The sequence below is a fragment of the Pseudomonas sp. AF32 genome, assembly GCF_022342325.2.
In the GTDB taxonomy this organism is placed as follows: Bacteria; Pseudomonadota; Gammaproteobacteria; order Pseudomonadales; family Pseudomonadaceae; genus Aquipseudomonas; species Aquipseudomonas uvaldensis.
The window spans coordinates 33,786-55,096 of sequence record NZ_RQJK02000020.1; the positions used below are offsets into that span (position 1 = coordinate 33,786).

A 21,311-nucleotide genomic window follows, 5' to 3' on the forward strand; every position below is an offset into this window, starting at 1 on the left:
ATCATTTGATGAGATTGAGAATTGGCTGAGCGCCAGAAAAACAAAAGGGCCATTCAATAAATGAATGACCCTTAAAAATCCCGCAGAGCGGGTAATCGTGGCGTCCCCTAGGGGACTCGAACCCCTGTTACCGCCGTGAAAGGGCGGTGTCCTAGGCCACTAGACGAAGGGGACACAAACCTTCTTGCTTGATCAGCGCTGAGAACTGATCGATTCAAGGCCGGTGTGGCCAGACCTTGAACCTGTCGATTGGTGGAGCTAGACGGGATCGAACCGTCGACCTCTTGCATGCCATGCAAGCGCTCTCCCAGCTGAGCTATAGCCCCGGATTTTTCGCCTCGCGGCGGAGCGACATCTTGCAACATCGCTTCTGTAAAACTGGCGTCCCCTAGGGGACTCGAACCCCTGTTACCGCCGTGAAAGGGCGGTGTCCTAGGCCACTAGACGAAGGGGACGCAAACCCTTCTAACAACTGATCAACGCTGAGTGTTGATCCCTTCAAGGTCGGTGTGGCCAGACCTTGAAGTGTAAATTGGTGGAGCTAGACGGGATCGAACCGTCGACCTCTTGCATGCCATGCAAGCGCTCTCCCAGCTGAGCTATAGCCCCTCATCGCTGAGGACGGGGCGAATCTTAAGGGCGTATCGGAGGGCTGTCAAATTTATTTTCAACAAATTTGAAAATTTTTTGCCGGGATAACAATCACTTACCGACAAACCCCGGAAAACCGGGGTGTGCCCTGCCTCATCGACCGCTCAAGCAATCGCGCCCAGCAGTTTTTCCCACTCCTTGTTTTCCTTCTTCGACACGCCACCGAGCAGATCGATGGCCTGGCGCAGACGGAAACGGGTCAGGTCCGGCCCGAGGATTTCCATCGCGTCGAGCACCGATACCGAGCTGGCCTGGCCAGTAATGGCAGCGAACATCAACGGCATGGCATCGCGCAATTTCAACGCCAGGGACTCGACCACGGCCTGGATGGTCGCGGTGATGCTGTCCTTATCCCACTGACGCAGACTTTCGAGCTTCCACAGGATCAATTGCATCAACTGACGCACCTGATCGCCCGAGAGCTTCTTGGATTCGAACAACTTCGCATCCGGCGTCACGCCACCGGCGAAGAAGAAACCGGCCAGCGGGGCGATCTGGCTGAAGGTTTCTACCCTGCCCTGCACATGGGGCGCGATTTTCATCATGTACTCGGGGTTGAACGCCCACTTCTGCACGCGAGCGGCGAACTCTTCCACCGGCAGGTCCCGCAGCCACTGGCCGTTGAGCCATGACAGCTTCTCGATGTCGAAGATCGGGCCTCCCAGGGAGACGCGCGACAGATCGAAGTGCTCGACCATTTCCTGCAACGAGAACTTCTCTCGCTCGTCGGGCATCGACCAGCCCATGCGGCCGAGGTAGTTGAGCATCGCCTCGGGCATGAAGCCCATGCGCTCGTAGAAGGTCACCGAAGTCGGGTTCTTGCGCTTGGACAGCTTGCTCTTGTCCGGGTTACGCAGCAGCGGCATGTAGCACAACTGCGGCTGTTCCCAACCGAAGTAATCGTAGAGCAGGATCAGTTTCGGCGCCGATGGCAGCCATTCCTCGCCTCGCAATACGTGGGTGATGCCCATCAAGTGGTCGTCGACCACGTTGGCGAGGAAGTACGTCGGCAGGCCATCGGTCTTCATCAGCACCTGCATGTCCATGCGATCCCACGGGATCTCGACATCGCCGCGCAACATGTCCGGCACCACGCAGACGCCTTCACTCGGCACTTTCATGCGGATGACATGGGGCTCGCCGGCCGCCAGGCGGCGCGCGACTTCTTCCTTGGACAGCAGCAGCGCACGGCCGTCGTAGCGCGGAGTTTCGCCGCGGGCGATCTGCTCGGCACGCATCTGGTCCAGCTCTTCGGCGGTGCAGAAGCACGGGAACGCATGGCCCATGTCGACCAATTGCTGGCAATACTGTTTGTAGATATCGCCGCGCTCGCTCTGCCGGTACGGCCCGTGCGGGCCGCCGACGTCCGGGCCTTCGCTCCATTCGATGCCCAGCCAGCGCAAGGCGTCGAAAATCTGCTGCTCGGACTCACGGGTCGAGCGCAACTGGTCGGTGTCTTCGATCCGCAGGATGAACTCACCGCCGTGCTGCTTGGCAAAGCAATAGTTGAACAAGGCGATGTAGGCGGTGCCGACATGGGGATCGCCAGTGGGCGAAGGCGCGATGCGGGTGCGGACGGTGGTCATGGCATGTCTCGGAAAGAAGATAAAAGCGAAGGTGAAACAGGGGGCGAATGGTAACAGGCGATGGCGGGCGGGCTCCAGTCAGAGGGGGATTTGTATAGTCAACCTTTGAACCGAGTCGCCTTCAATCGCGAGCAGGCTCGCTCCCACAGAGGATTTGTGAACGACACAAGTCCAATGTGGGAGCGAGCCTGCTCGCGATAGGGCCCTGACAGTCGACAAAAGACTCAGACAGTAAGCAACCGCTCCCGCAACTTGCCAATCTCATCACGCAACTGCGCCGCCGCCTCGAACTCCAGGTCCCGGGCCAGTTGGTACATTTTTTCTTCCAGTTGCCGGATCCGCTTGGTGATCTCGCTCGGCGAGCGCAGTTCGGCCTCGTAGCGGGCGCTTTCTTCGGCGGCCTTGGCCATGCCCTTGCGCTTTTTGCTGCGAGAGCCCGGCACGGTGGCGCCTTCCATGATATCGGCGACATCCTTGAACACTCCTTTGGGCGTGATGCCGTTCGCCAGGTTGAACGCAATCTGTTTCTCACGACGGCGCTCCGTCTCACCGATGGCCCGCTCCATGGAGCCGGTGATGTTGTCGGCATACAGGATCGCCCGGCCGTTGAGGTTACGCGCCGCACGACCGATGGTCTGGATCAGCGAGCGCTCGGAGCGCAGGAAACCTTCCTTGTCGGCGTCGAGAATCGCCACCAGCGATACCTCCGGCATGTCCAGGCCTTCGCGCAGCAAGTTGATGCCCACCAGCACGTCGAAGGTGCCCAAGCGCAGGTCCCGGATAATCTCGACCCGCTCCACCGTGTCGATGTCCGAGTGCAGGTAACGCACCCGCACACCGTGGTCGGCCAGGTAGTCGGTAAGGTCTTCGGCCATGCGCTTGGTCAGCGTCGTGACCAATACCCGCTCCTCCACCGCCACGCGCTTGTTGATTTCCGAGAGCAAGTCGTCCACCTGGGTCAGCGCCGGACGCACCTCCACCTGCGGGTCGACCAGCCCGGTCGGCCGCACCACCTGCTCGATTACACGACCGGCATGCTCGGCCTCGTAGTTGCCGGGGGTGGCCGAGACAAAGATCGTCTGCGGACTGACAGCCTCCCATTCGTCGAAGCGCATCGGCCGGTTATCCAGTGCCGAGGGCAGGCGGAACCCGTACTCCACCAGGGTTTCCTTGCGGGACCGGTCGCCTTTGTACATCGCGCCGACCTGGGGCACGCTGACATGGGATTCATCGATCACCAGCAGCGCATCCGCCGGCAAATAGTCATACAAGGTGGGCGGTGGCGCACCCGCCGGGCGCCCCGACAGGTAGCGCGAGTAGTTTTCGATGCCGTTGCAGTAGCCCAGCTCCAGGATCATCTCCAGGTCGAAGCGGGTCCGCTGCTCCAGACGCTGGGCCTCCACCAGTTTGTTGTTCGAGCGCAGGTATTCCAGGCGCTCCTGCAGCTCGGCCTTGATTCCTTCGATGGCGTCCAGCAGGGTTTCCCGTGGCGTCACGTAGTGGCTCTTGGGATAGAAGGTGAAGCGCGGCAGCTTGCGGATCACCTCCCCGGTCAGCGGATCGAACGCCGAGATGCTCTCCACCTCGTCGTCGAACAGCTCGATGCGGATCGCCTCCAGGTCCGATTCCGCCGGGTAGATGTCGATCACATCGCCCCGGACCCGGAACGTCGCCCGGGCGAAATCCATGTCATTGCGGGTGTATTGCAGGTCCGCCAGGCGGCGCAGCAAGGCGCGCTGGTCGAGCTTGTCGCCTCGGTCGACGTGCAACACCATCTTCAGGTACGTCTCCGGGCTGCCGAGGCCGTAGATGCATGACACCGTGGTGACGATGATCGCGTCCTTGCGCTCGAGCAACGCCTTGGTGGCCGAGAGCCGCATCTGTTCGATGTGGTCGTTGATCGAGGCATCCTTCTCGATGAAGGTGTCCGAGGACGGCACATAGGCTTCGGGCTGGTAGTAGTCGTAGTAAGAAACGAAATACTCCACCGCGTTGTTCGGGAAAAACGCCTTGAACTCACCATACAACTGCGCCGCCAGGGTCTTGTTCGGCGCCAGCACCAGGGTCGGGCGCTGCACTTGGGCAATCACGTTGGCGATGCTGAAAGTCTTGCCCGAGCCGGTCACACCCAGCAGTGTCTGGTGAGAAAGCCCTGCCTCGATACCTTCGACCATCAGGCGAATGGCCTCTGGCTGGTCGCCGGCGGGCTTGAATCGGGTGACGAGCTGGAATTCAGACATGACATGACCTCTGGGTTCACTCCTGTCGGCCAGGCGACAGGAACGAGGAAGACCGAAACGACTGATGTCGTCCGAGGAAAAAGCTGGAATGCAGACAATGTGGAGGTGAACGCCTTCGCTTTCAAGACGAACGTCCTACACGCCTTGGAGTCTTTGACGCTGCGACAGGACTAACGGTCGAAAAAAATCGAAAATACTTACCGTAAATGCCGAATCGCCTGTCGCCGTGCCCGGTGATGGCCTCTATACTAGCTCCCCGTTTGTGCACCGCTCTAGTGCATTCGGCTGGAGCGCGACACGTCCCCTCATCCTCCATTCAGAGCCGCGCAATAATGAGCCTGTTTTCCGCTGTCGAATTGGCACCCCGCGACCCCATCCTGGGCCTCAACGAAGCCTTCAACGCCGACACCCGTACCAATAAGGTCAACCTGGGCGTGGGTGTTTATTGCAACGAGGAGGGGCGCATTCCACTCCTGCGCGCCGTGGTCGAAGCCGAAACGATTCGCGTGGCCCAGCACGTTTCCCGTGGCTACCTGCCAATCGATGGCATCGCCGCCTACGACCAGGCGGTCCAGACTTTGCTGTTCGGCAAGGACTCTGCGCTGATCGCCGCTGGCCGCGTCATCACCACCCAGGCCGTAGGCGGCACTGGCGCGCTGAAGATCGGCGCCGACTTCCTCAAGCAACTGCTGCCCGACGCCGTCGTGGCCATCAGCGACCCAAGCTGGGAAAACCACCGCGCCCTGTTCGAAACCGCCGGTTTCCCGGTGCAGAACTACCGCTACTACGACGCGGCCACCCATGACGTGAACCGCACGGGCCTGCTGGAAGACCTCAACGCCCTGCCTGACCGCTCCATCGTCGTGCTGCACGCCTGCTGCCACAACCCGACCGGTGTGGACCTGAGCCCGGAAGACTGGAAAAACGTACTGGCGGTGGTCAAGGCCAAGAACCACGTTCCGTTCCTGGACATGGCCTACCAGGGCTTTGGCGACGGTATCGACGAAGACGCGGCGGCCGTGCGCCTGTTCGCCGAATCGGGCCTGACCTTCTTTGCATCCAGCTCGTTCTCCAAGTCGTTCTCCCTGTACGGCGAGCGCGTCGGCGCCCTGTCGATCGTCAGCGAATCGAAAGAAGAAAGTGCTCGCGTGCTGTCCCAGGTCAAGCGCGTGATCCGTACCAACTACTCCAACCCGCCGACCCACGGCGCCAGCATCGTGGCCGCCGTGCTCAACAGCCCTGAGCTGCGGGCCCAATGGGAAGCGGAACTGGCCGAAATGCGCCTGCGGATCCGCGGCATGCGCAACCAGATGGTGGACCTGCTCGCCAAGGCCGCACCGCACCGCGACTTCAGCTTCGTTGCTCGCCAGCGCGGGATGTTCTCCTACTCCGGCCTGACCGTCGAACAAGTGGCGCGCCTGCGCAACGAGTTCGGTATCTACGCGCTGGATACCGGCCGCATCTGCGTGGCGGCGTTGAACCAGAACAACATCGACGTGGTGACCAAGGCGATCGTGCAGGTGATCTGAAGCTCGCTGAATAACGGGATTCAATGAAAAAACCCTGTAGGAGCGGGCAAGCCCGCTCCCGCATTGGTTTATGCGTTTCCCGTCTCAAGGGCTGGGTGAAGCGGTAACAAGTGAGCAAAGGATCGCCCACTGCCCTTCCAATTCCCCAATCATCACTCAAAAGCTTGACTTCTCTTTTCCAATCAGTAACATACGCATCATTCCGCGATAGCTCAGTTGGTAGAGCAAGTGACTGTTAATCACTGGGTCCCTGGTTCGAGTCCAGGTCGTGGAGCCAGACAGCAATACAAAAGCCCCTGCATCGAGAGATTCAGGGGCTTTTTTGTGGGCGTTTTTCAGGCTCATGGCCATTTAAGCCTGGCCGATGTCGCTACCGGAACAATAATCCGGCGCCAAAAAGGCATTATGGTCTGAATCCTGCTTTCTTTTCCTACAACCCAAGCTGTAACGCGGGTGTCATGACGCCGCCGCAAGCTGGCGTTTGTCCGTGAACAGCAGCTTATAACAACAAGGACGAAGGTATGCCTACGCAGAATCCCCACCGCATCGTTGGCCTGTGCACCTCGAGCAAGGTGTACAACGCGCTGACCGAACTCAAGCAACTGGAAGGCCATCGCAGCGCCAAGTTCCTTTCGCTGTTGACTGAGAATCTGGTGCGCAAAGGCCTGCTCAACGAACGGGAAGTGCTGCACATGCTCGATCAGGTCGTCGATTGAGCGGCGTCGATTCCTACTATCGAGGCTGTTGATTTTTCGTCTTGCCGGCTGAGTCGTAAGGTAACCCCATCGATTGATGGAGGTTCTCATGTCCAAGGTTCACATCATGTCTGTCGTTGGCAGCGCCGTCCCCGCCCCGCTCAGGGAACGTGGCCTGCTGGCCTGTTGGTATCTGGTACAGGACGGCGTAACGATCAGCGGCCCGCTGACTTCACTGCCCGCCGCCCAGGCGTTGTCGCAACGTATCGGCCCTTATGTCCTGACTGCCTAAGGCAACTTCACCTTGGGCCCACTCTCGACAAACAGCGCCCAACACGAGATGAAGAGCGCGGCAATCAGCGGCCCGATCACGAACCCGTTCAACCCGAACACCGCCAGGCCGCCCAGCGTCGAGACCAAAACCAGGTAGTCAGGCATCTTGGTGTCCTTGCCCACCAGGATCGGACGCAGGAAGTTGTCCACCAGGCCGATCACGAATACACCGAACAGCGTCAACACAACGCCCTGCCAGATCGCCCCCGACAGCAGGAAATACACAGCTACCGGTGCCCAGACGATACCCGCGCCCACGGCCGGCAGCAGTGACAGGAACGCCATCAGCACCGCCCACGGCAATACCGTCGGAATTCCCAGGATCCAGAAAATCAGCCCACCCAGGGCCCCTTGGGTGATGGCCACCAGCAGGTTGCCCTTGACCGTCGCTCGCACCACCCGATTGAATTTCAATTGCAGGCGACGTTTCTGGTATTCGGCCAGAGGGACCGCGGTACGCACCTTGCGCACCAGCTCCGCACCATCGCGCAGGAAGAAAAACAACAGATAGAGCATGACAAAGAAGCTCACCAGGAACTGGAACGTACCCTGGCCAAAGCTGAAGGCCTGGGTGGCGAAGAACTCGCTGCCCTGCATCGCGCTCTTGACGATCTTGTCCCGTAACCCACTCAGGTTACCCAGGCCGAAGCGGTCGAGCAGATACTGGAAATACGGTGGCAAGGCATCCTTGAACCGGGCCAGGTAATCGGCGACATCCAGCTCTCCGCTCTCCAGACTCTTGTACAGCGCCGCCCCTTCCTGCACCAACAACGTGCTGATGACGATCACCGGCAGGATCGCGATGATCACGCAGATGCTCAGGGTGAACAGCGACGTGACGTTGCGCGGCCAGCCGAACTTGAGTTGCAGGCGACGCTGCATCGGCGCAAAGACGATGCCCAGGATCACCGCCCAGAACACCGCGCCGTAGAACGGCAGCAGAATCCAGATGAAGGCAATGGTGACCAAAGCGAGCAACAGCATTTGGGATTTGTTTTGCAGCGTCTTTCGGTTCATCAGCTTTCCATGTCTACAAGGCCGGATAACCTTTAGTCAGTCCGGACTCGCCGGAGTGCCGTCGCGTTTGCTTCTTCGGACATTGACCTGCATCAATACCGTCCGGCCGTGCGTGGCCTACCCTCGCCGCTTTTTGCGATCCGACGCCACCATGCCCCTCGTAGCCCCCGAACTGCTCGCTCCCGCCGGCACCTTGAAAAACATGCGCTATGCCTTCGCCTACGGTGCCGACGCAGTGTATGCCGGCCAGCCGCGCTACAGCCTGCGGGTGCGTAACAATGAATTCGACCACGCCAATCTGGCCCTGGGCATCCAAGAGGCCCAGGCCATGGGCAAGCGATTCTACGTGGTGGTCAACATTGCGCCGCACAACGCCAAGCTGCGCACATTCCTCAAGGACCTCGAACCGGTGATCGCCATGGCGCCGGATGCGCTGATCATGTCCGATCCGGGGCTGATCATGCTGGTTCGCCGGCACTTCCCCGAGATGCCTATCCACCTGTCGGTGCAGGCCAACACGGTGAACTGGGCGAGCGTCGAGTTCTGGCAGCAACAAGGCCTGAGTCGGATCATCCTGTCGCGGGAATTATCCCTGGAGGAAATCGCCGAAATTCGCGAACAGGTGCCGGCCATGGAACTGGAAGTGTTCGTCCACGGTGCGCTGTGCATGGCCTACTCCGGTCGCTGCCTGCTGTCGGGTTATTTGAACAGGCGCGACGCCAACCAGGGCAGTTGCACCAATGCCTGTCGCTGGAAGTACTCGGCGCAACCGGCCGTGGAAAACGTGACGGGCGATATCGTGCACACCTACCAACCCGAACCCACCCTGGGCCTCGGCGCCCCTACGGACCAGGTGTTCCTGCTCCAGGAAGCCAACCGCCCGGACGAATCCATGCCGGCCTTCGAGGACGAACACGGCACCTACATCATGAACGCCAAGGATCTGCGGGCGGTGCAGCACGTGGAGCGGCTGACCCGTATGGGCGTGCACTCGCTGAAAATCGAAGGCCGGACCAAGTCGCACTTCTATTGCGCCCGCACCACCCAGGTGTATCGCCGGGCCATCGACGATGCCGTGGCCGGCCGGGCATTCGACCGCAGCCTGATGACCGACCTGGAGTCGCTGGCCCAACGCGGCTATACCGAAGGCTTCCTGCGGCGGCATGTACATGACGAGTATCAGAACTACCAGAATGGCAGCTCCGTTTCGGAGCGCCAGCAGTTCGTCGGCGAACTGACCGGCGAGCGCCGCGAACGCCTGGCCGAGGTGAAGGTCAAGAACCGCTTCGAAGTCGGCGACCACCTGGAGCTGATGACGCCCAAGGGCAATTTCCACTTCGACCTGCATCAATTGCAGGACGTCAAAGGCCAACGCATCGACGTCGCGCCGGGAGACGGGCATGTGGTGTACGTGCCGATTCCGGATGCGGTGGATTTGCGGTTCGGGTTGTTGATGCGGGATGTGCGCCAGGCTTAGCGCTGATAACCCCTGTGGGAGCGGGCTTGCTCGCGAAAGCGGTGCGTCAGAAGTGAATGTATTGCCTGACACACCGCATTCGCGAGCAAGCCCGCTCCCACATGGGCATGCATTGGCCTTTGGATCGCAACAGAAACTGCCGAAGGCTGCGGTCCTCCTCTCCCGATAGGGCCCGGTTGCCCAGGCGTTGCATCTGGATCGAGAGCGAAAGACCGCAGCCTTCGGCAGCTCCTGGGGATCAGATCCGGAACTGACCTACGAGTTTGCCCAGGCGCTGGCCCAGCTCGTTCAGGCTGCGGGAGGTTTGGGCGCCGAGTTGGGTTTCGTCGGCGACGGTGTCCACCGCCACGGCGATCTGGTGCACGCTGCGGTTGATTTCCTCGGCCACGGCGGTTTGCTCCTCGGCGGCGCTGGCGATCTGGGCGTTCATGGAGTTGATGGTGCCAATAAGCTGCGCCATGGTGTCCAGGGACGCGCCCGCCTCGTTGGCCCGCACCGACGTACCATCGCCGGCCTCACTGGAGCGGCGCATCGCTTCCACGGCGGCATGGGTACCCGATTGCAGGCGGTCGATCATGCCCTGGATTTCCTGGGTGCTCTGCTGGGTCCGACTGGCCAGGGCCCGTACTTCATCGGCCACCACCGCAAAGCCGCGCCCGGCCTCCCCGGCCCGCGCGGCCTCGATGGCGGCGTTGAGGGCCAGCAGGTTGGTCTGCTCGGCAATCGAACGAATCACCCCCAGCACGCTGACAATCGAGGCCACGTCCTGTTGCAGACTGTCCAGGGACACGCCGCTGCTGCGGATATCCTCGACCAGTGCATGAATCTGCTGGATGCTGCCGGCCACCACGCGCTTGGCGGACTGGCCCTCTTCATCGGTCTGCTGGGCCGCAACAGCCGCGCCCTGGGCGCTGCGAGCCACTTCCTGTGCGGCCGAGGACATCTGGTTGATCGCCGTGGCGACCTGGTCGGTTTCGTGGCGCTGCCGCTCCATGGCCTGCTCGGAACGCTGGGCCTGTTCGGACACCTGAGTCACCAACCCGGTCAGTTGCGAGGTCATGTCAGTGATCTGCCGTACCAGGCTGTGAATCTTGTCGACGAAGCGGTTGAACGAACCGGCCAGTTGGCCGAGCTCGTCCTGGCTGGTGATGGCCAGTCGCCGGGTCAGGTCGCCCTCACCCGCTGCGATGTCATCGAGGTTGTCTTTCATCAGGTGCAGCGGTCGCAGGATGGTGTTGGCCAGCAGCAGCCCCGCCACCGCAATCACCAGCAACACGACGGCGGCGATGCCGACAATGCTCAATATCACCCCTTGCACACGCTCATGGACTTTGGCTTCCACCAGGGCGACCTGGGCTTCGATGCCATCCAGGTTGACCGAGCTGCCCACTGCCATGTCCCATTTGGGCAGGTATTCGGTGTAGCCGAGCTTGGGCACCAGGTCCTTGCTGTTGGGCAGTGGCGAGCTGTATTCGAGGTAGTGGGTCCCGTCCTTGGCGACCTTCACCAGGTCACGGTTGACGTAGACACCGTTCGGGTCGCGGTTGTCCTTGAAACTCTTGCCCACGCCATCGGGGCTGTTGGCCTTGAACAGGCGTATGGTTTCGGAGTCGTAGCCGAAGAAGTAGCCGTCCTTGCCGTAACTGACGTTCGACAGCAGCTTGATCGCCTCGGCCCGTGCCGCGTTATCGCCGGGGGCGGCAGCATCGTACAACGGCTTGATGGCCGTGAGGCCCACCGCCACGTAGTTCTGCAGCGTGGCCTTGGCCTCGGCCAGCAAACGCTCACGGGTCTGCTGGACTTCGTTGCTGGCCTGCTCGTTCAGGATGAAGGCCGTGGTCAGGCTGATGATCACGGCGGACAACAGTACCGGCAGTATTGCCAGGGACAGGACTTTAGCCTTCAGGCTCAGGCGCATGCTGTTCACTCTTGTTGGCGTTATTGGAGTGGTTAGCTGTATTAGCGGCCCGGCGCGGAAAAACTGTAGGGCAATATCAAAAAGCAATCGCGAGCAGGCTCGCTCCCACAGGAACTGCATTCCAGTGCGAGAGCGAGCCTGCTCGCGATGAAGACGACGCGGTCTGAAGTTACAACACCATCGCCGCCACCCAACCAAACGCCAGCAACGGCAGGTTGTAGTGGATGAAAGTCGGGACCACGGTGTCCCAGATGTGATTGTGCTGGCCGTCGATGTTCAGGCCGGAGGTCGGGCCCAGGGTCGAGTCCGAGGCCGGCGAGCCGGCATCGCCGAGAGCACCCGCTGTGCCGACGATGCAGACGATGGCCAGCGGGCTGAAGCCCAGTTGCAGGCACAGCGGCACGAAAATCGTCGCCAGGATCGGCACCGTGGAAAACGACGAGCCGATGCCCATGGTCACCAGCAGCCCCACCAGCAGCATCAGCAGCGCGCCGATGCCCTTGTTATGGCCGATCCAGCCTGCAGACGCCTCCACCAGGCTCTGGACTTCACCGGTGGCCTTCATCACTTCGGCGAAACCCGAGGCGGCGATCATGATAAAGCCGATCATCGCCATCATCTTCATGCCTTCGGTGAACAGATCGTCGGTCTCGCGCCAGCGCACCACGCCTGACAGCGAGAAGATCAGAAAGCCGACCAAGGCACCGATGATCATCGAATCCACCAACAGTTGCACGGCGAACGCCGCCACCACTGCAAGCCCGGCCACCATCAGGCTCATCGGGTTATAGCGCACTGCCACTTGCTCGACCCGGGCGATTTTCTTCAGGTCGTAGACCCGCTTCCTGCGGTAGCTGAACAACGACAGCAGCAGGCCGAACACCATGCCCAGCGCGGGGATGCCCATGGCATGGGTGACGTTGATGCCGCTGACGTCCACGCCGCTGCGGGCGATGTTGGCCAGCAGAATTTCATTGAGGAAGATGTTGCCGAAGCCCACCGGCAGGAACATGTAGGGGGTGATCAGGCCGAAGGTCATGACGCAGGCGATCAGCCGGCGGTCGAGCTGGAGCTTGGTCAGCACATACAGAAGCGGCGGTACCAACAGCGGGATGAAGGCGATGTGGATCGGCAGGATGTTCTGGGAAGCGACGGCGACGCTGCCCAACAAGCCGATCAGCACCCACTTCACACCGGAACCACCGGCGGCGTCCTGGCGATCCACCATGGCCAGGGCCTTGTCGGCCAAGGCATGGGCCATGCCCGACTTGGCAATCGCCACCGCGAACGCGCCGAGCAACGCATAGGACAACGCCACCGTCGCCCCACCGCCCAGGCCGGCGTTGAACGCCTTGAGCGTCGCCTCGATGCCCAGGCCACCGGTCAGGCCACCCACCAACGCGCCGATAATCAGCGCGATCACCACATGCACGCGGGACAGGCTGAGTACCAACATGACGCCAACCGCGGCAATTACTGCATTTATCATCGTTACCTCAAAGCACAGCGATGGAAAGCCACCGGACAAAAAGGTCGCGACTGTGCAGCAAGCGGCGCCAGCCTGCAAGGGCCATGCGGCGGGTTTTCGAACGCTACGTTGTCGCACCGTCCCTGTGGGAGCGGGGGTGGGGGGGGGGGGGGGGGGGGGGGGGGGGGGGGGGGGGGGGGGAGGAAAAAGCTCCCACCCAACCCACCCCCCCCCCAAAAAAGTGGTCTTCGGGTGGCTCGGGCTTCTCCTCAGACCCTCTTCCCCCACTCCCCTCCCTCCCCCCCCCCCCCCTCCCCCCCCCCCAAAACCCCGCTCCCACAAGGGGTGTTGGGTCGTGAAGTACGTCAGCGCTTAGGCAGTTCAATCAGGACTTTCAACCCGCCCCATTCACTGTCATGCAAGGCCAGTGTCCCGCCCCAGGTATCGACGATGTCCCGTACGATGCCGAGCCCCAGGCCATGGCCATCGGTCTGTTCGTCCAGGCGCGTGCCTCGGCTGAACACCTGGTCGCGCCGGTCCGGGGGGATGCCCGGGCCGTCGTCTTCCACCGCCAGGACGAATGCCCCGGCCGTCTCGGTCACGGTCAGGCGCACTTCGGCGTCCGCCCATTTGCAGGCGTTGTCCAACAGGTTGCCCAGCAGCTCCAACAGGTCCTCACGGTCCCAGGGCAAATGCAGGCCTGGCGCGGCGACGTATTCCAGATGCAGGTGCTCGCCGTGAATCATGTTCAACGTCGCCAGCAGTCCCGGCAGTTCGGCATCGCAGTCCAGGTGCGCCCCCGGCAAAGCATCGCCGGACAGCCGGGCGCGGTTGAGTTCACGATTCAGGCGCTGCCGGACCTGCTCCAGCTGATCGAGCAGCAATGCGCGCAATTCAGGGTACGGGTCGAGCTTTTCGTTCGAGGCCAGACTTTGCAGCACCGCCAGCGGGGTCTTCAAGGCATGACCCAGGTTGCCCAGGGCATTGCGCGAACGCTTGAGGCTGTCTTCTGTGTGGGCCAACAAGTGGTTGATCTGCGTCACCAGCGGCTCCAGCTCCCGGGGCACCTGCTCGTCGAGTTGCGAGCGCTGCCCGCGCTGGAGCTGGGCAATCTGTTCCCGGGCTCGCTCCAGCGGGCGCAGGGCCCGGTGCACCGTGAACCGCTGCAGCAATAGAATCAGCAGCAACCCCGCCAGGCCAAGGCCAAGGCCGATTTGTTGGATGCGCCGAAAACTGTCGCGCACCGGCGTGTAGTCCTGGGCCACGCTGATGGTGATCGCCTGTCCCAGGCGCCGGTAGTCGGTGCGCAATACCAGCAGCTTCTGCCCTTCCGGTCCCAGTTGCAGGTTACTGTGCAGGCCCGGATGATCGAGCCGGGGCAATTCCTGATCCCACAGGGAACGGGAACGCCAGTGCACGTCGGCAAAATCGATGCGGAAATAGTGCCCGGAGAAAGGCCGCAGGTAAGCCGGCGACAGGCGTCGCTCATCCAGTTGCAATCCCTGTGGGCCACGCACCAGGGCCACCAGCAGGCTTTCGCTGTCGTTGCGCAACCCCGCTTCGAGATAACGCTGCAGACCCAGTTCGAACAGCCACAGGCTGGTCTGCGCCAGGACCAGGCCGACCACCACCATCACACCGATCAGGCCCAGGCTCAGGCGCCGCTGAATGGACCTCAACGCGCGGCGCTCATTGCGCCTGCCCGCCGAACAGGTAACCCTGGCCGCGACGGGTTTCGATCACGCTGCGCCCCAGCTTGCGCCGCAGGTGATTGACGTGAACTTCAAGCACATTGGAGTCACGCTCGGTTTCACCGTCGTACAAATGTTCGGCAAGGTGGCTCTTGGACAGGATCTGCTCGGGATGGAGCATGAAATAGCGCAACAGGCGAAATTCGGCGGCGGTGAGCTGGATGTCCGTGCCATCGCGAACCACGCACTGCCGGCCCTCATCCAGATGCAAGCCGGCGGCCTGGAGCGTCGGCTGGTTGGCCTGGCCGTGGGACCGGCGCAGCAACCCCTGGACCCGCAGGTGCAATTCCTCAGGGTGAAAGGGCTTGGTCAGGTAGTCGTCGGCACCGGCCTTGAGGCCTTCGATGCGCTCGGCCCAGGAACCACGCGCCGTGAGAATCAACACCGGAGTGCTCAAGCCGCCGGCCCGCCATTGGGCCAGCACGTCGAGCCCGGGAACCCCCGGCAGGCCAAGATCGAGGATGATCAGGTCATAGGGCTCGCTGCTACCCTGGTACACCGCGTCGCGACCATCGGCGAGCCAATCGACGGCATAACCCTGCCGCGTCAGCCCGGCCATCAACTCGTCGGCCAGGGGAACATGATCTTCCACCAGAAGCAGGCGCATCAGTCTTCCTTATCTTTGAGTAAACGGCCGGTCTTGGCCTCAAGGTCCAGTTCGCGCACGACGCCGTCGGTATCCAGCAACTCGACCTCGTAAATATAAACGCCGTGCTTCTCTTCCAGCTCGGCCTCCAGCAGCTTGGCGCCGGGGTGCAGGTCCAGCGCCTGTTGCAGCAGGTGTTCCAGCGGCAATATCACGCCCTGTTGGCGCAATTGCAGGGCCTCGTCCTGGTCAAGGTCCCGAGCCATGACCACCGAGCAAAACGCCAGCAGCGCCAGCGGCCATGGACGGCGGGCGCATCGATTAAGCTTCATTACGTATCCTGATGATTCTTGAGCACCTCACCGGTCACGGCGTCCAGTTCCAGGTCCCAGTCAATGCCCTTGGCATCGCGCAGTTCCACTTGATAGATGAACTTGCCGTACTCTTCTTCCAGCTCGGCATCGGTCAACGTGGCGCCAGGGTGTTTGGCCAAGGCAGCGGCGTTGAGTTTTTCATAGGTCAGGATGGTACCAGCGTCCTTCAGTTTTTGGGCCTCGTCGTCTGTAAGATCTCGTGCGTGGGCCAGGCCGGCACCGAGGACCATGAGCATCGCGATGAAGAAGGCAGTCAGGCGGTTCACGGGGTGTCTCCTTTTTATAATCGTCACGGGGCGACTGTATCGGGATGAACTTAACTGAAACTGAATTGCCATCATGGAACTCAGATCAATGTGACCAAACCTTGTGGGAGCCCACAGCAAGAGTGTGTCGCTATAATCCGTTGCTTGCCCAAGCCAAGAGACCGGTATGACCGCCATCCATATCAAGTTCCCCGCCCTCACCCTCAAGGCCGGCCCCCGGGCTTTCGCACGGATTCGCCAGGCGGGCCTCGACGCGGCCGACGTCGGTATCCTGCCCGGCGCCGCCGGCGGCCCCAAGGCCTTGGGGATCCAGGGGCTGGACCTGGCCTTGTTTGGCGAATGGCTGCCCGCCGCCCCTCGGGAGCGTTCGCTGATCGGGGCCTCGGTGGGTTCCTGGCGCTTCGCCAGCGCCTGCCTGCCGGACGCCGCCGAAGGGATCCGGCGCCTGGGTACCCTGTACAACGAGCAGAGCTTCTCCAAAGGCGTGACCATGGCCAGTGTCAGCCAGAGTTCGCAACGCATGCTCGACGACCTGCTCGAAGGCCGCGACGCTTCGATCCTCGGCAATCCCCATTATCGGCTCAACATCATGGTGGTCAAAAGCCATGGCCTGCTCGCCCAGGACCATCGCGGACGGCTGGGCCTGGGGCTGTCGTCGGTGATTGCGGATAACCTGCGCGGCCGCGCCCGGCTGTCGCGCCACTTTGAACGGCTGATCGTCCACGACCCGCGTCTGGCGCCGCCCTTGCACCCTCTGCATGATTTTCCATCGCGCTTCGTCCCGCTGGAAGCCGGTAACCTGCGCCAGGCGCTGCTGGCGTCGGGTTCGATTCCGATGGTGATGGAGGGCGTGCGCGACCTGCCGGGCGCAGGTGCCGGCACCTACCGTGATGGCGGCCTGCTGGACTATCACCTCGACCTGCCCTACAGCGGCGATGACATCGTGCTTTATCCACACTTTACCGACCGGGTGATTCCCGGTTGGTTCGACAAGACCCTGCCGTGGCGCCGGGCCAACGTCGAGCGCCTGCAGGACGTGCTGTTGCTCGCGCCGTCCCGGGAGTACCTGGCTCGCCTGCCCTTCGGCAAACTGCCGGACCGTAACGACTTCAAGCGCTTCATGGGCGATGACCCGAGCCGCCGCAAATACTGGCGCACGGCGATGGACGAGAGCCGGCGGCTGGGCGACGAGTTCCTTGAGCTGGCGGCAAACGGCGGGCTGGGGGAGCGTTTGCTGACCCTTTAGTCAGCACGGTCGCGCAACGCCGGGGCCAACCTGATAAACTCCGCCGCCTGCTTCGCGACCGCTACCTTAAAGAGCCCGAACCCCGTGGAAATCTTCAAAGAATTTACCTTCGAATCCGCCCACCGCCTGCCCCACGTCCCGGACGGCCACAAATGCGGCCGCCTGCACGGCCACTCGTTCAAGGTGGCGATCCACCTGAGCGGCGACATCGACCCGCATACCGGCTGGATTCGTGACTTCTCGGAAATCAAGGCGATTTTCAAGCCGCTGTACGAGCGCCTGGACCACAACTACCTCAACGACATCCCCGGTCTGGAGAACCCCACCAGCGAAGTCCTCGCCAAGTGGATCTGGAATGAGTTGAAGCCGTTGTTGCCGGAACTCAGCGCCATTCGCATCCATGAGACATGCACCAGCGGCTGCATCTATCGCGGCGAGTGATCGGTACCCGGCGGCTGATTGGCCAGTTTTTTGTGACTATGCTCTTGGATTCGAACATGCCGAGAGGACACGCCAATGACCCACTGGCCGCTGGATCAGGTATACGACTTCAACGGACACGCCATCCGCTACGCCATCCAGGGCGATGGCCCACCGCTGGTATTTGTCCACGGAACGCCCTTCTCGTCCTATGTCTGGCACCGAATCGCCCCGCTGTTCCTTGCCACCCACACCGTGCATTACTTCGACTTGCTGGGCTACGGCAAATCGGCGCAACCCGACGCGGACGTGTCCCTTGGGGTGCAAAACCAACTGCTCACGCAACTGCTGGAGCATTGGGGCCTGGATTGCCCGGATGTGGTGGCCCACGATTTCGGCGGCGCCACCGCGCTGCGCACGCACTTACTCAATGGCAAAAACTACCGCAGCCTGACCCTGATCGACCCGGTGGCACTGTCGCCCTGGGGATCCCCCTTCGTGCAGCACGTTCGCCAACACGAAGCCGCCTTCAGCGGACTGCCTGACTACATTCAACGGGCCATCGTACCGACGTACATCCGCGGCGCAATCAAACGGGACATTCCGGACGAGGAGCTGGCGCCCTATGTACAGCCCTGGCTAGGCGAGACAGGCCAAGCCGCGTTCTACCGGCAGATCGCACAGATGGACGAGCGCTATACCCGTGAAGCAGAAGGCAGGTACCCGAACGTGCGTTGCCCGACCCAGATACTGTGGGGAGAAGACGACCAGTGGATCCCCATCGAACGCGGCCGGGCCCTGCAACGGATGATCCCGGGGGCGCAATTTCATCCCGTTCCGAACGCCGGGCACCTGGTCCAGGAAGATGCGCCGGAAGCCATCGTGGCGGCGCTGTTGCAGTTTCTGCCATTGCACTGCGCAAGCTGAGGGACGCTGCACTCCCCCAGTGGGAGCGAGCCTGCTCGCGATGACGGTATCCCGGTCGATAACGATAAGACTGACCTGACGCCATCGCGAGCAGGCTCGCTTCCACAAGAAAACCGCATGGGCAATGGATCCGTGATCCAACTTGAATCACCCCCGCACCGCTTTTGCCCTCTTCCCTCACGAAAGTCCCCGGTTTGGCTATAAATAACTCGCGATCACTCGTTTGGCACGGCCGCTGCACGCTTGCGACTTTCCTCTCCGACCGCAAGGACCGCCACATGACCCAGAACGATCCGGGCAACGACTACCCCTTGAGTGAAGTGCCGATGCATGCCCGCAAGGGCCTGGCTTCCACGGCCATGGTGCTGCTGGGCTTCACCTTCTTCACCGCCACGATGTTCGCCGGGGGCAAGCTGGGGGTGGCGTTCGGCTTTGCCGAGATGCTCACCGTGATCGTGATCGGCAACCTGCTGCTGGGCCTGTATGCCGCGGGCCTGGGCTACATCGCGTTCAAGAGCGGGCTCAATTCGGTGCTGATGGGTCGTTTCTGTTTCGGAGAGATGGGCAGCAAGGTCAGCGACCTGATCCTGGGCTTCACGCAGATCGGCTGGTACGCCTGGGGCACGGCGACCGCGGCAGTGGTGCTGGGCAAGTATTTCCAGTTGGACCAGGGCACCGTGTCGGGATTGATGGTGCTGTTCGGCCTGGGCTTCTGCGCCACGGCCTACGTCGGTTATCGCGGGTTGGAAATCCTCTCCTACATCGCCGTGCCAGCGATGGTGTTGCTGCTGATGCTGTCGATGTGGGTGGCGACGGTGAAAGTCGGCGGCTTCGACGGCTTGCTGGCCGTGGTGCCCACGGGCAGCCTCGATTGGTCCACGGCCATCACGCTGGTGTTCGGCACCTTCGTCAGCGGCGCGACCCAGGCGACCAACTGGACACGCTTCTCCCGCTCGGCGAAAGTCGCGGTGCTGGCAAGCCTGATCGGCTTCTTCCTCGGCAATGGCCTGATGGTGCTGATCGGCGCCTACGGGGCTATCGTTTACCAACAGCCGGACGTGGTCGAAGTGCTGCTGTTACAGGGCTTCGCCATGGCGGCGATGGCGATGCTGCTGCTCAACATCTGGAGCACCCAGGACAACACCATCTACAATTTCGCCGTGGCCGGCTGCAACCTGCTGCGCACCCGTCGTCGCAAGACCGTCACCCTGGGCGGCGCGGTGATCGGCACGCTGCTGGCGCTGCTGGGCATGTATGACATGCTGGTGCCGTATCTGATCCTGCTGGGAACAGTCATCCCGCCCATTGGCGGTGTAGTCATGGCCGACTTCTTTTTCCGCTGGCGCGGTCGTTACCCACGCCTGGCGGATGCACGATTGCCAGCATTCAATTGGCCCGGATTGTTGGCCTATGGGCTCGGCACCGTCGCCGCGTTCAACTCGCCATGGATCGCGCCACTGGTAGGAATCGCCACCGGCGCGCTAACGTATGTGTTATTGACCGGCGTCATGGGTACCCGCACCGCTGTTGCGCCACTCCAAGACCTATAACAAGGACTCGCCCGATGCACATCATCAACGCCCGCCTGCGCAACCGCGAAGGCTTGCATGAGCTGCACCTGGAAAACGGCCTGATCGCCAACATCGCCCGCCAGACCGAAGCCCCCAGCCTCGGCCCCGACGACCTCGATGCCGGCGGCAACCTGGTGGTGCCGCCCTTCGTCGAACCGCATATACACCTGGACGCCACCCTCACCGCCGGCGAACCGCGCTGGAACATGAGCGGCACGCTGTTCGAAGGCATCGAGTGCTGGGGTGAGCGCAAAGCCACCATCACCCAGGAAGACACCCGGACCCGCGCCCAAAAAACCATCCAGGCCCTCGCCGCCCATGGCATCCAGCACGTGCGCACCCACGTCGACGTGACCGACCCCGAACTCACCGCCCTCAAGGCCATGCTGCAAGTGCGCGAGGAGAGTCGTCATCTGGTCGACATGCAGATCGTCGCGTTTCCCCAGGAAGGCATCGAGTCCTACCGCAACGGCCGCGAGCTGATGGAAGAAGCGATCCGCATGGGCGCCGATGTGGTGGGCGGCATCCCGCACTTCGAATACACCCGCGACCAGGGCGTCAGCTCGGTGAAATTCCTGATGGACCTGGCCGAACGCACCGGCTGCCTGGTGGATGTGCATTGCGACGAAACCGACGACCCGCATTCGCGCTTCCTGGAAGTGCTCGCCGAAGAAGCCCGCAGCCGCGACATGGGCAGCCGGGTGACGGCCAGCCACACCACGGCCATGGGCTCCTACGACAATGCCTACTGCGCGAAACTGTTTCGTCTGCTCGGGCACTCGGGCATCAGTTTTGTCTCCTGCCCCACCGAAAGCATCCACTTGCAGGGGCGCTTCGACACCTTTCCCAAGCGCCGCGGTGTCACGCGGGTCAATGAACTGCTCGAAGCCGGGATGAACGTGTGCTTCGGTCAGGATTCCATCGTCGATCCGTGGTACCCGCTGGGCAACGGCAACATCCTGCGGGTGCTGGAGGCCGGGCTGCACATCTGCCACATGCTCGGCTACCGCAACCTGCAAAGCGCCCTGGACCTGGTCACGGACAACAGCGCCAAGGCCATGGCACTGGGCGAGCGCTACGGGTTGGAACCCGGGCGGCCGGCGAACCTGCTGATCCTGTCGGCCGACAGTGATTACGAAGTGATCCGCAGCCAGGGGTTGCCGCTTTATTCGATTCGCAATGGCGCAGTGTTGATGAAGCGGCAGATGCCGGTGGTGGAGTTTGGGGCGCAGGTGGGCTGAAGGGTGTACTCGCGA

18 protein-coding genes, 5 tRNA genes and 1 pseudogene are annotated in these 21,311 nt (G+C 62.0%); 10 read left to right on the forward strand and 14 right to left on the reverse strand.

Annotated elements, in window-relative coordinates:
* Positions 1-98: 98 nt before the first annotated feature.
* The 6 genes from EGM97_RS18860 to uvrB all read right to left on the reverse strand — a co-directional run bounded on the left by EGM97_RS18860 (position 99) and on the right by uvrB (position 4,477).
* Positions 99-174 (reverse strand) — tRNA-Glu (locus EGM97_RS18860).
* Positions 175-250: 76 nt separating this feature from the next.
* Positions 251-326: transfer RNA gene (locus EGM97_RS18865), tRNA-Ala, on the reverse strand.
* 53 nt (positions 327-379) lie between these two features.
* Positions 380-455 (reverse strand) — tRNA-Glu (locus EGM97_RS18870).
* A gap of 78 nt (positions 456-533) precedes the next feature.
* Positions 534-609, reverse strand: a tRNA-Ala gene (locus EGM97_RS18875).
* Positions 610-755: 146 nt separating this feature from the next.
* Positions 756-2,237: a glutamate--tRNA ligase gene (gene gltX / locus EGM97_RS18880; RefSeq protein ID WP_238960829.1), complete on the reverse strand. Its 1,482-nt coding sequence runs from the start codon at positions 2,235-2,237 to the stop codon at positions 756-758.
* A 224-nt stretch (positions 2,238-2,461) separates the two neighbouring features.
* Positions 2,462-4,477: an excinuclease ABC subunit UvrB gene (gene uvrB, locus EGM97_RS18885; RefSeq protein WP_238960830.1), complete on the reverse strand. Its 2,016-nt coding sequence runs from the start codon at positions 4,475-4,477 to the stop codon at positions 2,462-2,464.
* Positions 4,478-4,809: 332 nt separating this feature from the next.
* Here uvrB and EGM97_RS18890 point away from each other — a divergent pair, with 332 nt between their 5' ends.
* The 4 genes from EGM97_RS18890 (at position 4,810) to EGM97_RS18905 (ending at position 6,993) form a co-directional block, all read left to right on the forward strand.
* Positions 4,810-6,006 carry an amino acid aminotransferase gene (locus EGM97_RS18890; RefSeq protein ID WP_238960831.1) on the forward strand — a complete coding sequence of 399 codons (1,197 nt, stop codon included), beginning with the start codon at positions 4,810-4,812 and terminating at the stop codon, positions 6,004-6,006.
* A gap of 201 nt (positions 6,007-6,207) precedes the next feature.
* Positions 6,208-6,283 (forward strand) — tRNA-Asn (locus EGM97_RS18895).
* 244 nt (positions 6,284-6,527) lie between these two features.
* Complete coding sequence (locus tag EGM97_RS18900; protein WP_053154796.1) at positions 6,528-6,722, forward strand: hypothetical protein; 195 nt, start codon at positions 6,528-6,530, stop codon at positions 6,720-6,722.
* A gap of 88 nt (positions 6,723-6,810) precedes the next feature.
* Positions 6,811-6,993: a hypothetical protein gene (locus EGM97_RS18905; RefSeq protein WP_238960832.1), complete on the forward strand. Its 183-nt coding sequence runs from the start codon at positions 6,811-6,813 to the stop codon at positions 6,991-6,993.
* Here the strand turns inward: EGM97_RS18905 and EGM97_RS18910 are convergent.
* Positions 6,990-8,051, reverse strand: coding sequence for an AI-2E family transporter (locus EGM97_RS18910; RefSeq protein ID WP_238960833.1), 1,062 nt, complete (start codon positions 8,049-8,051; stop codon positions 6,990-6,992). The two genes, EGM97_RS18905 and EGM97_RS18910, sit on opposite strands and share 4 nt — an antisense overlap.
* Before the next feature lie 151 nt (positions 8,052-8,202).
* Between EGM97_RS18910 and trhP the strand changes: the two genes are divergently transcribed.
* Positions 8,203-9,528 carry a prephenate-dependent tRNA uridine(34) hydroxylase TrhP gene (gene trhP, locus EGM97_RS18915; RefSeq protein WP_238960834.1) on the forward strand — a complete coding sequence of 442 codons (1,326 nt, stop codon included), beginning with the start codon at positions 8,203-8,205 and terminating at the stop codon, positions 9,526-9,528.
* A 238-nt stretch (positions 9,529-9,766) separates the two neighbouring features.
* Here trhP and EGM97_RS18920 read toward each other — a convergent pair whose 3' ends face one another.
* From EGM97_RS18920 to EGM97_RS18950, 7 genes and pseudogenes are all read right to left on the reverse strand, one after another.
* A complete protein-coding gene (locus tag EGM97_RS18920) occupies positions 9,767-10,588 on the reverse strand; it encodes a methyl-accepting chemotaxis protein (RefSeq protein WP_477788835.1) in 822 nt (273 codons plus the stop codon).
* Positions 10,589-10,672: 84 nt separating this feature from the next.
* A pseudogene (locus tag EGM97_RS18925) lies at positions 10,673-11,566 on the reverse strand (cache domain-containing protein); the annotation flags it as partial.
* 49 nt (positions 11,567-11,615) lie between these two features.
* On the reverse strand, positions 11,616-12,932 hold the full coding sequence (locus EGM97_RS18930; protein WP_238960881.1) for a Na+/H+ antiporter family protein: 1,317 nt from the start codon (positions 12,930-12,932) through the stop codon (positions 11,616-11,618).
* A gap of 347 nt (positions 12,933-13,279) precedes the next feature.
* Complete coding sequence (locus EGM97_RS18935) at positions 13,280-14,593, reverse strand: ATP-binding protein (RefSeq protein ID WP_238960836.1); 1,314 nt, start codon at positions 14,591-14,593, stop codon at positions 13,280-13,282.
* Positions 14,594-14,603: 10 nt separating this feature from the next.
* Positions 14,604-15,272, reverse strand: coding sequence for a response regulator transcription factor (locus tag EGM97_RS18940; protein ID WP_053147555.1), 669 nt, complete (start codon positions 15,270-15,272; stop codon positions 14,604-14,606).
* Positions 15,272-15,583 carry a PepSY domain-containing protein gene (locus EGM97_RS18945; protein WP_053147550.1) on the reverse strand — a complete coding sequence of 104 codons (312 nt, stop codon included), beginning with the start codon at positions 15,581-15,583 and terminating at the stop codon, positions 15,272-15,274. Before EGM97_RS18945 ends, EGM97_RS18940 begins: the two co-directional genes overlap by 1 nt.
* Positions 15,583-15,891 carry a PepSY domain-containing protein gene (locus EGM97_RS18950; protein WP_238960837.1) on the reverse strand — a complete coding sequence of 103 codons (309 nt, stop codon included), beginning with the start codon at positions 15,889-15,891 and terminating at the stop codon, positions 15,583-15,585. Before EGM97_RS18950 ends, EGM97_RS18945 begins: the two co-directional genes overlap by 1 nt.
* A 166-nt stretch (positions 15,892-16,057) precedes the next feature.
* On the opposite strand from EGM97_RS18950, the gene EGM97_RS18955 reads away from it, so the two are divergent.
* The 5 genes from EGM97_RS18955 to codA all read left to right on the forward strand — a co-directional run bounded on the left by EGM97_RS18955 (position 16,058) and on the right by codA (position 21,296).
* Positions 16,058-17,137: a patatin-like phospholipase domain-containing protein gene (locus tag EGM97_RS18955; RefSeq protein ID WP_238960838.1), complete on the forward strand. Its 1,080-nt coding sequence runs from the start codon at positions 16,058-16,060 to the stop codon at positions 17,135-17,137.
* Between the two features lie 84 nt (positions 17,138-17,221).
* On the forward strand, positions 17,222-17,578 hold the full coding sequence (gene queD, locus EGM97_RS18960; RefSeq protein ID WP_047700553.1) for a 6-carboxytetrahydropterin synthase QueD: 357 nt from the start codon (positions 17,222-17,224) through the stop codon (positions 17,576-17,578).
* A 75-nt stretch (positions 17,579-17,653) separates the two neighbouring features.
* Entirely contained in the window at positions 17,654-18,484 is an 831-nt protein-coding gene (locus EGM97_RS18965; RefSeq protein WP_238960839.1) for an alpha/beta fold hydrolase, read from the forward strand.
* A 278-nt stretch (positions 18,485-18,762) separates the two neighbouring features.
* Positions 18,763-20,034 carry a cytosine permease gene (gene codB / locus EGM97_RS18970; protein ID WP_238960840.1) on the forward strand — a complete coding sequence of 424 codons (1,272 nt, stop codon included), beginning with the start codon at positions 18,763-18,765 and terminating at the stop codon, positions 20,032-20,034.
* A 14-nt stretch (positions 20,035-20,048) separates the two neighbouring features.
* A complete protein-coding gene (codA, locus tag EGM97_RS18975; RefSeq protein WP_053147542.1) occupies positions 20,049-21,296 on the forward strand; it encodes a cytosine deaminase in 1,248 nt (415 codons plus the stop codon).
* Positions 21,297-21,311: the final 15 nt, after the last annotated feature.

Bases quoted from the DNA above. Each gene is read 5' to 3' on its own strand.
- gltX (WP_238960829.1), bottom strand. From the start codon at position 2,237: ATGACCACCGTCCGCACCCGCATCGCGCCTTCGCCCACTGGCGATCCC.
- uvrB (WP_238960830.1), bottom strand. From the start codon at position 4,477: ATGTCTGAATTCCAGCTCGTCACCCGATTCAAGCCCGCCGGCGACCAG.
- EGM97_RS18890 (WP_238960831.1), top strand. From the start codon at position 4,810: ATGAGCCTGTTTTCCGCTGTCGAATTGGCACCCCGCGACCCCATCCTG.
- EGM97_RS18900 (WP_053154796.1), top strand. From the start codon at position 6,528: ATGCCTACGCAGAATCCCCACCGCATCGTTGGCCTGTGCACCTCGAGC.
- EGM97_RS18905 (WP_238960832.1), top strand. From the start codon at position 6,811: ATGTCCAAGGTTCACATCATGTCTGTCGTTGGCAGCGCCGTCCCCGCC.
- EGM97_RS18910 (WP_238960833.1), bottom strand. From the start codon at position 8,051: ATGAACCGAAAGACGCTGCAAAACAAATCCCAAATGCTGTTGCTCGCT.
- trhP (WP_238960834.1), top strand. From the start codon at position 8,203: ATGCCCCTCGTAGCCCCCGAACTGCTCGCTCCCGCCGGCACCTTGAAA.
- EGM97_RS18920 (WP_477788835.1), bottom strand. From the start codon at position 10,588: ATGACCTCGCAACTGACCGGGTTGGTGACTCAGGTGTCCGAACAGGCC.
- EGM97_RS18940 (WP_053147555.1), bottom strand. From the start codon at position 15,272: ATGCGCCTGCTTCTGGTGGAAGATCATGTTCCCCTGGCCGACGAGTTG.
- EGM97_RS18945 (WP_053147550.1), bottom strand. From the start codon at position 15,583: ATGAAGCTTAATCGATGCGCCCGCCGTCCATGGCCGCTGGCGCTGCTG.
- EGM97_RS18955 (WP_238960838.1), top strand. From the start codon at position 16,058: ATGACCGCCATCCATATCAAGTTCCCCGCCCTCACCCTCAAGGCCGGC.
- EGM97_RS18965 (WP_238960839.1), top strand. From the start codon at position 17,654: ATGACCCACTGGCCGCTGGATCAGGTATACGACTTCAACGGACACGCC.
- codB (WP_238960840.1), top strand. From the start codon at position 18,763: ATGACCCAGAACGATCCGGGCAACGACTACCCCTTGAGTGAAGTGCCG.
- codA (WP_053147542.1), top strand. From the start codon at position 20,049: ATGCACATCATCAACGCCCGCCTGCGCAACCGCGAAGGCTTGCATGAG.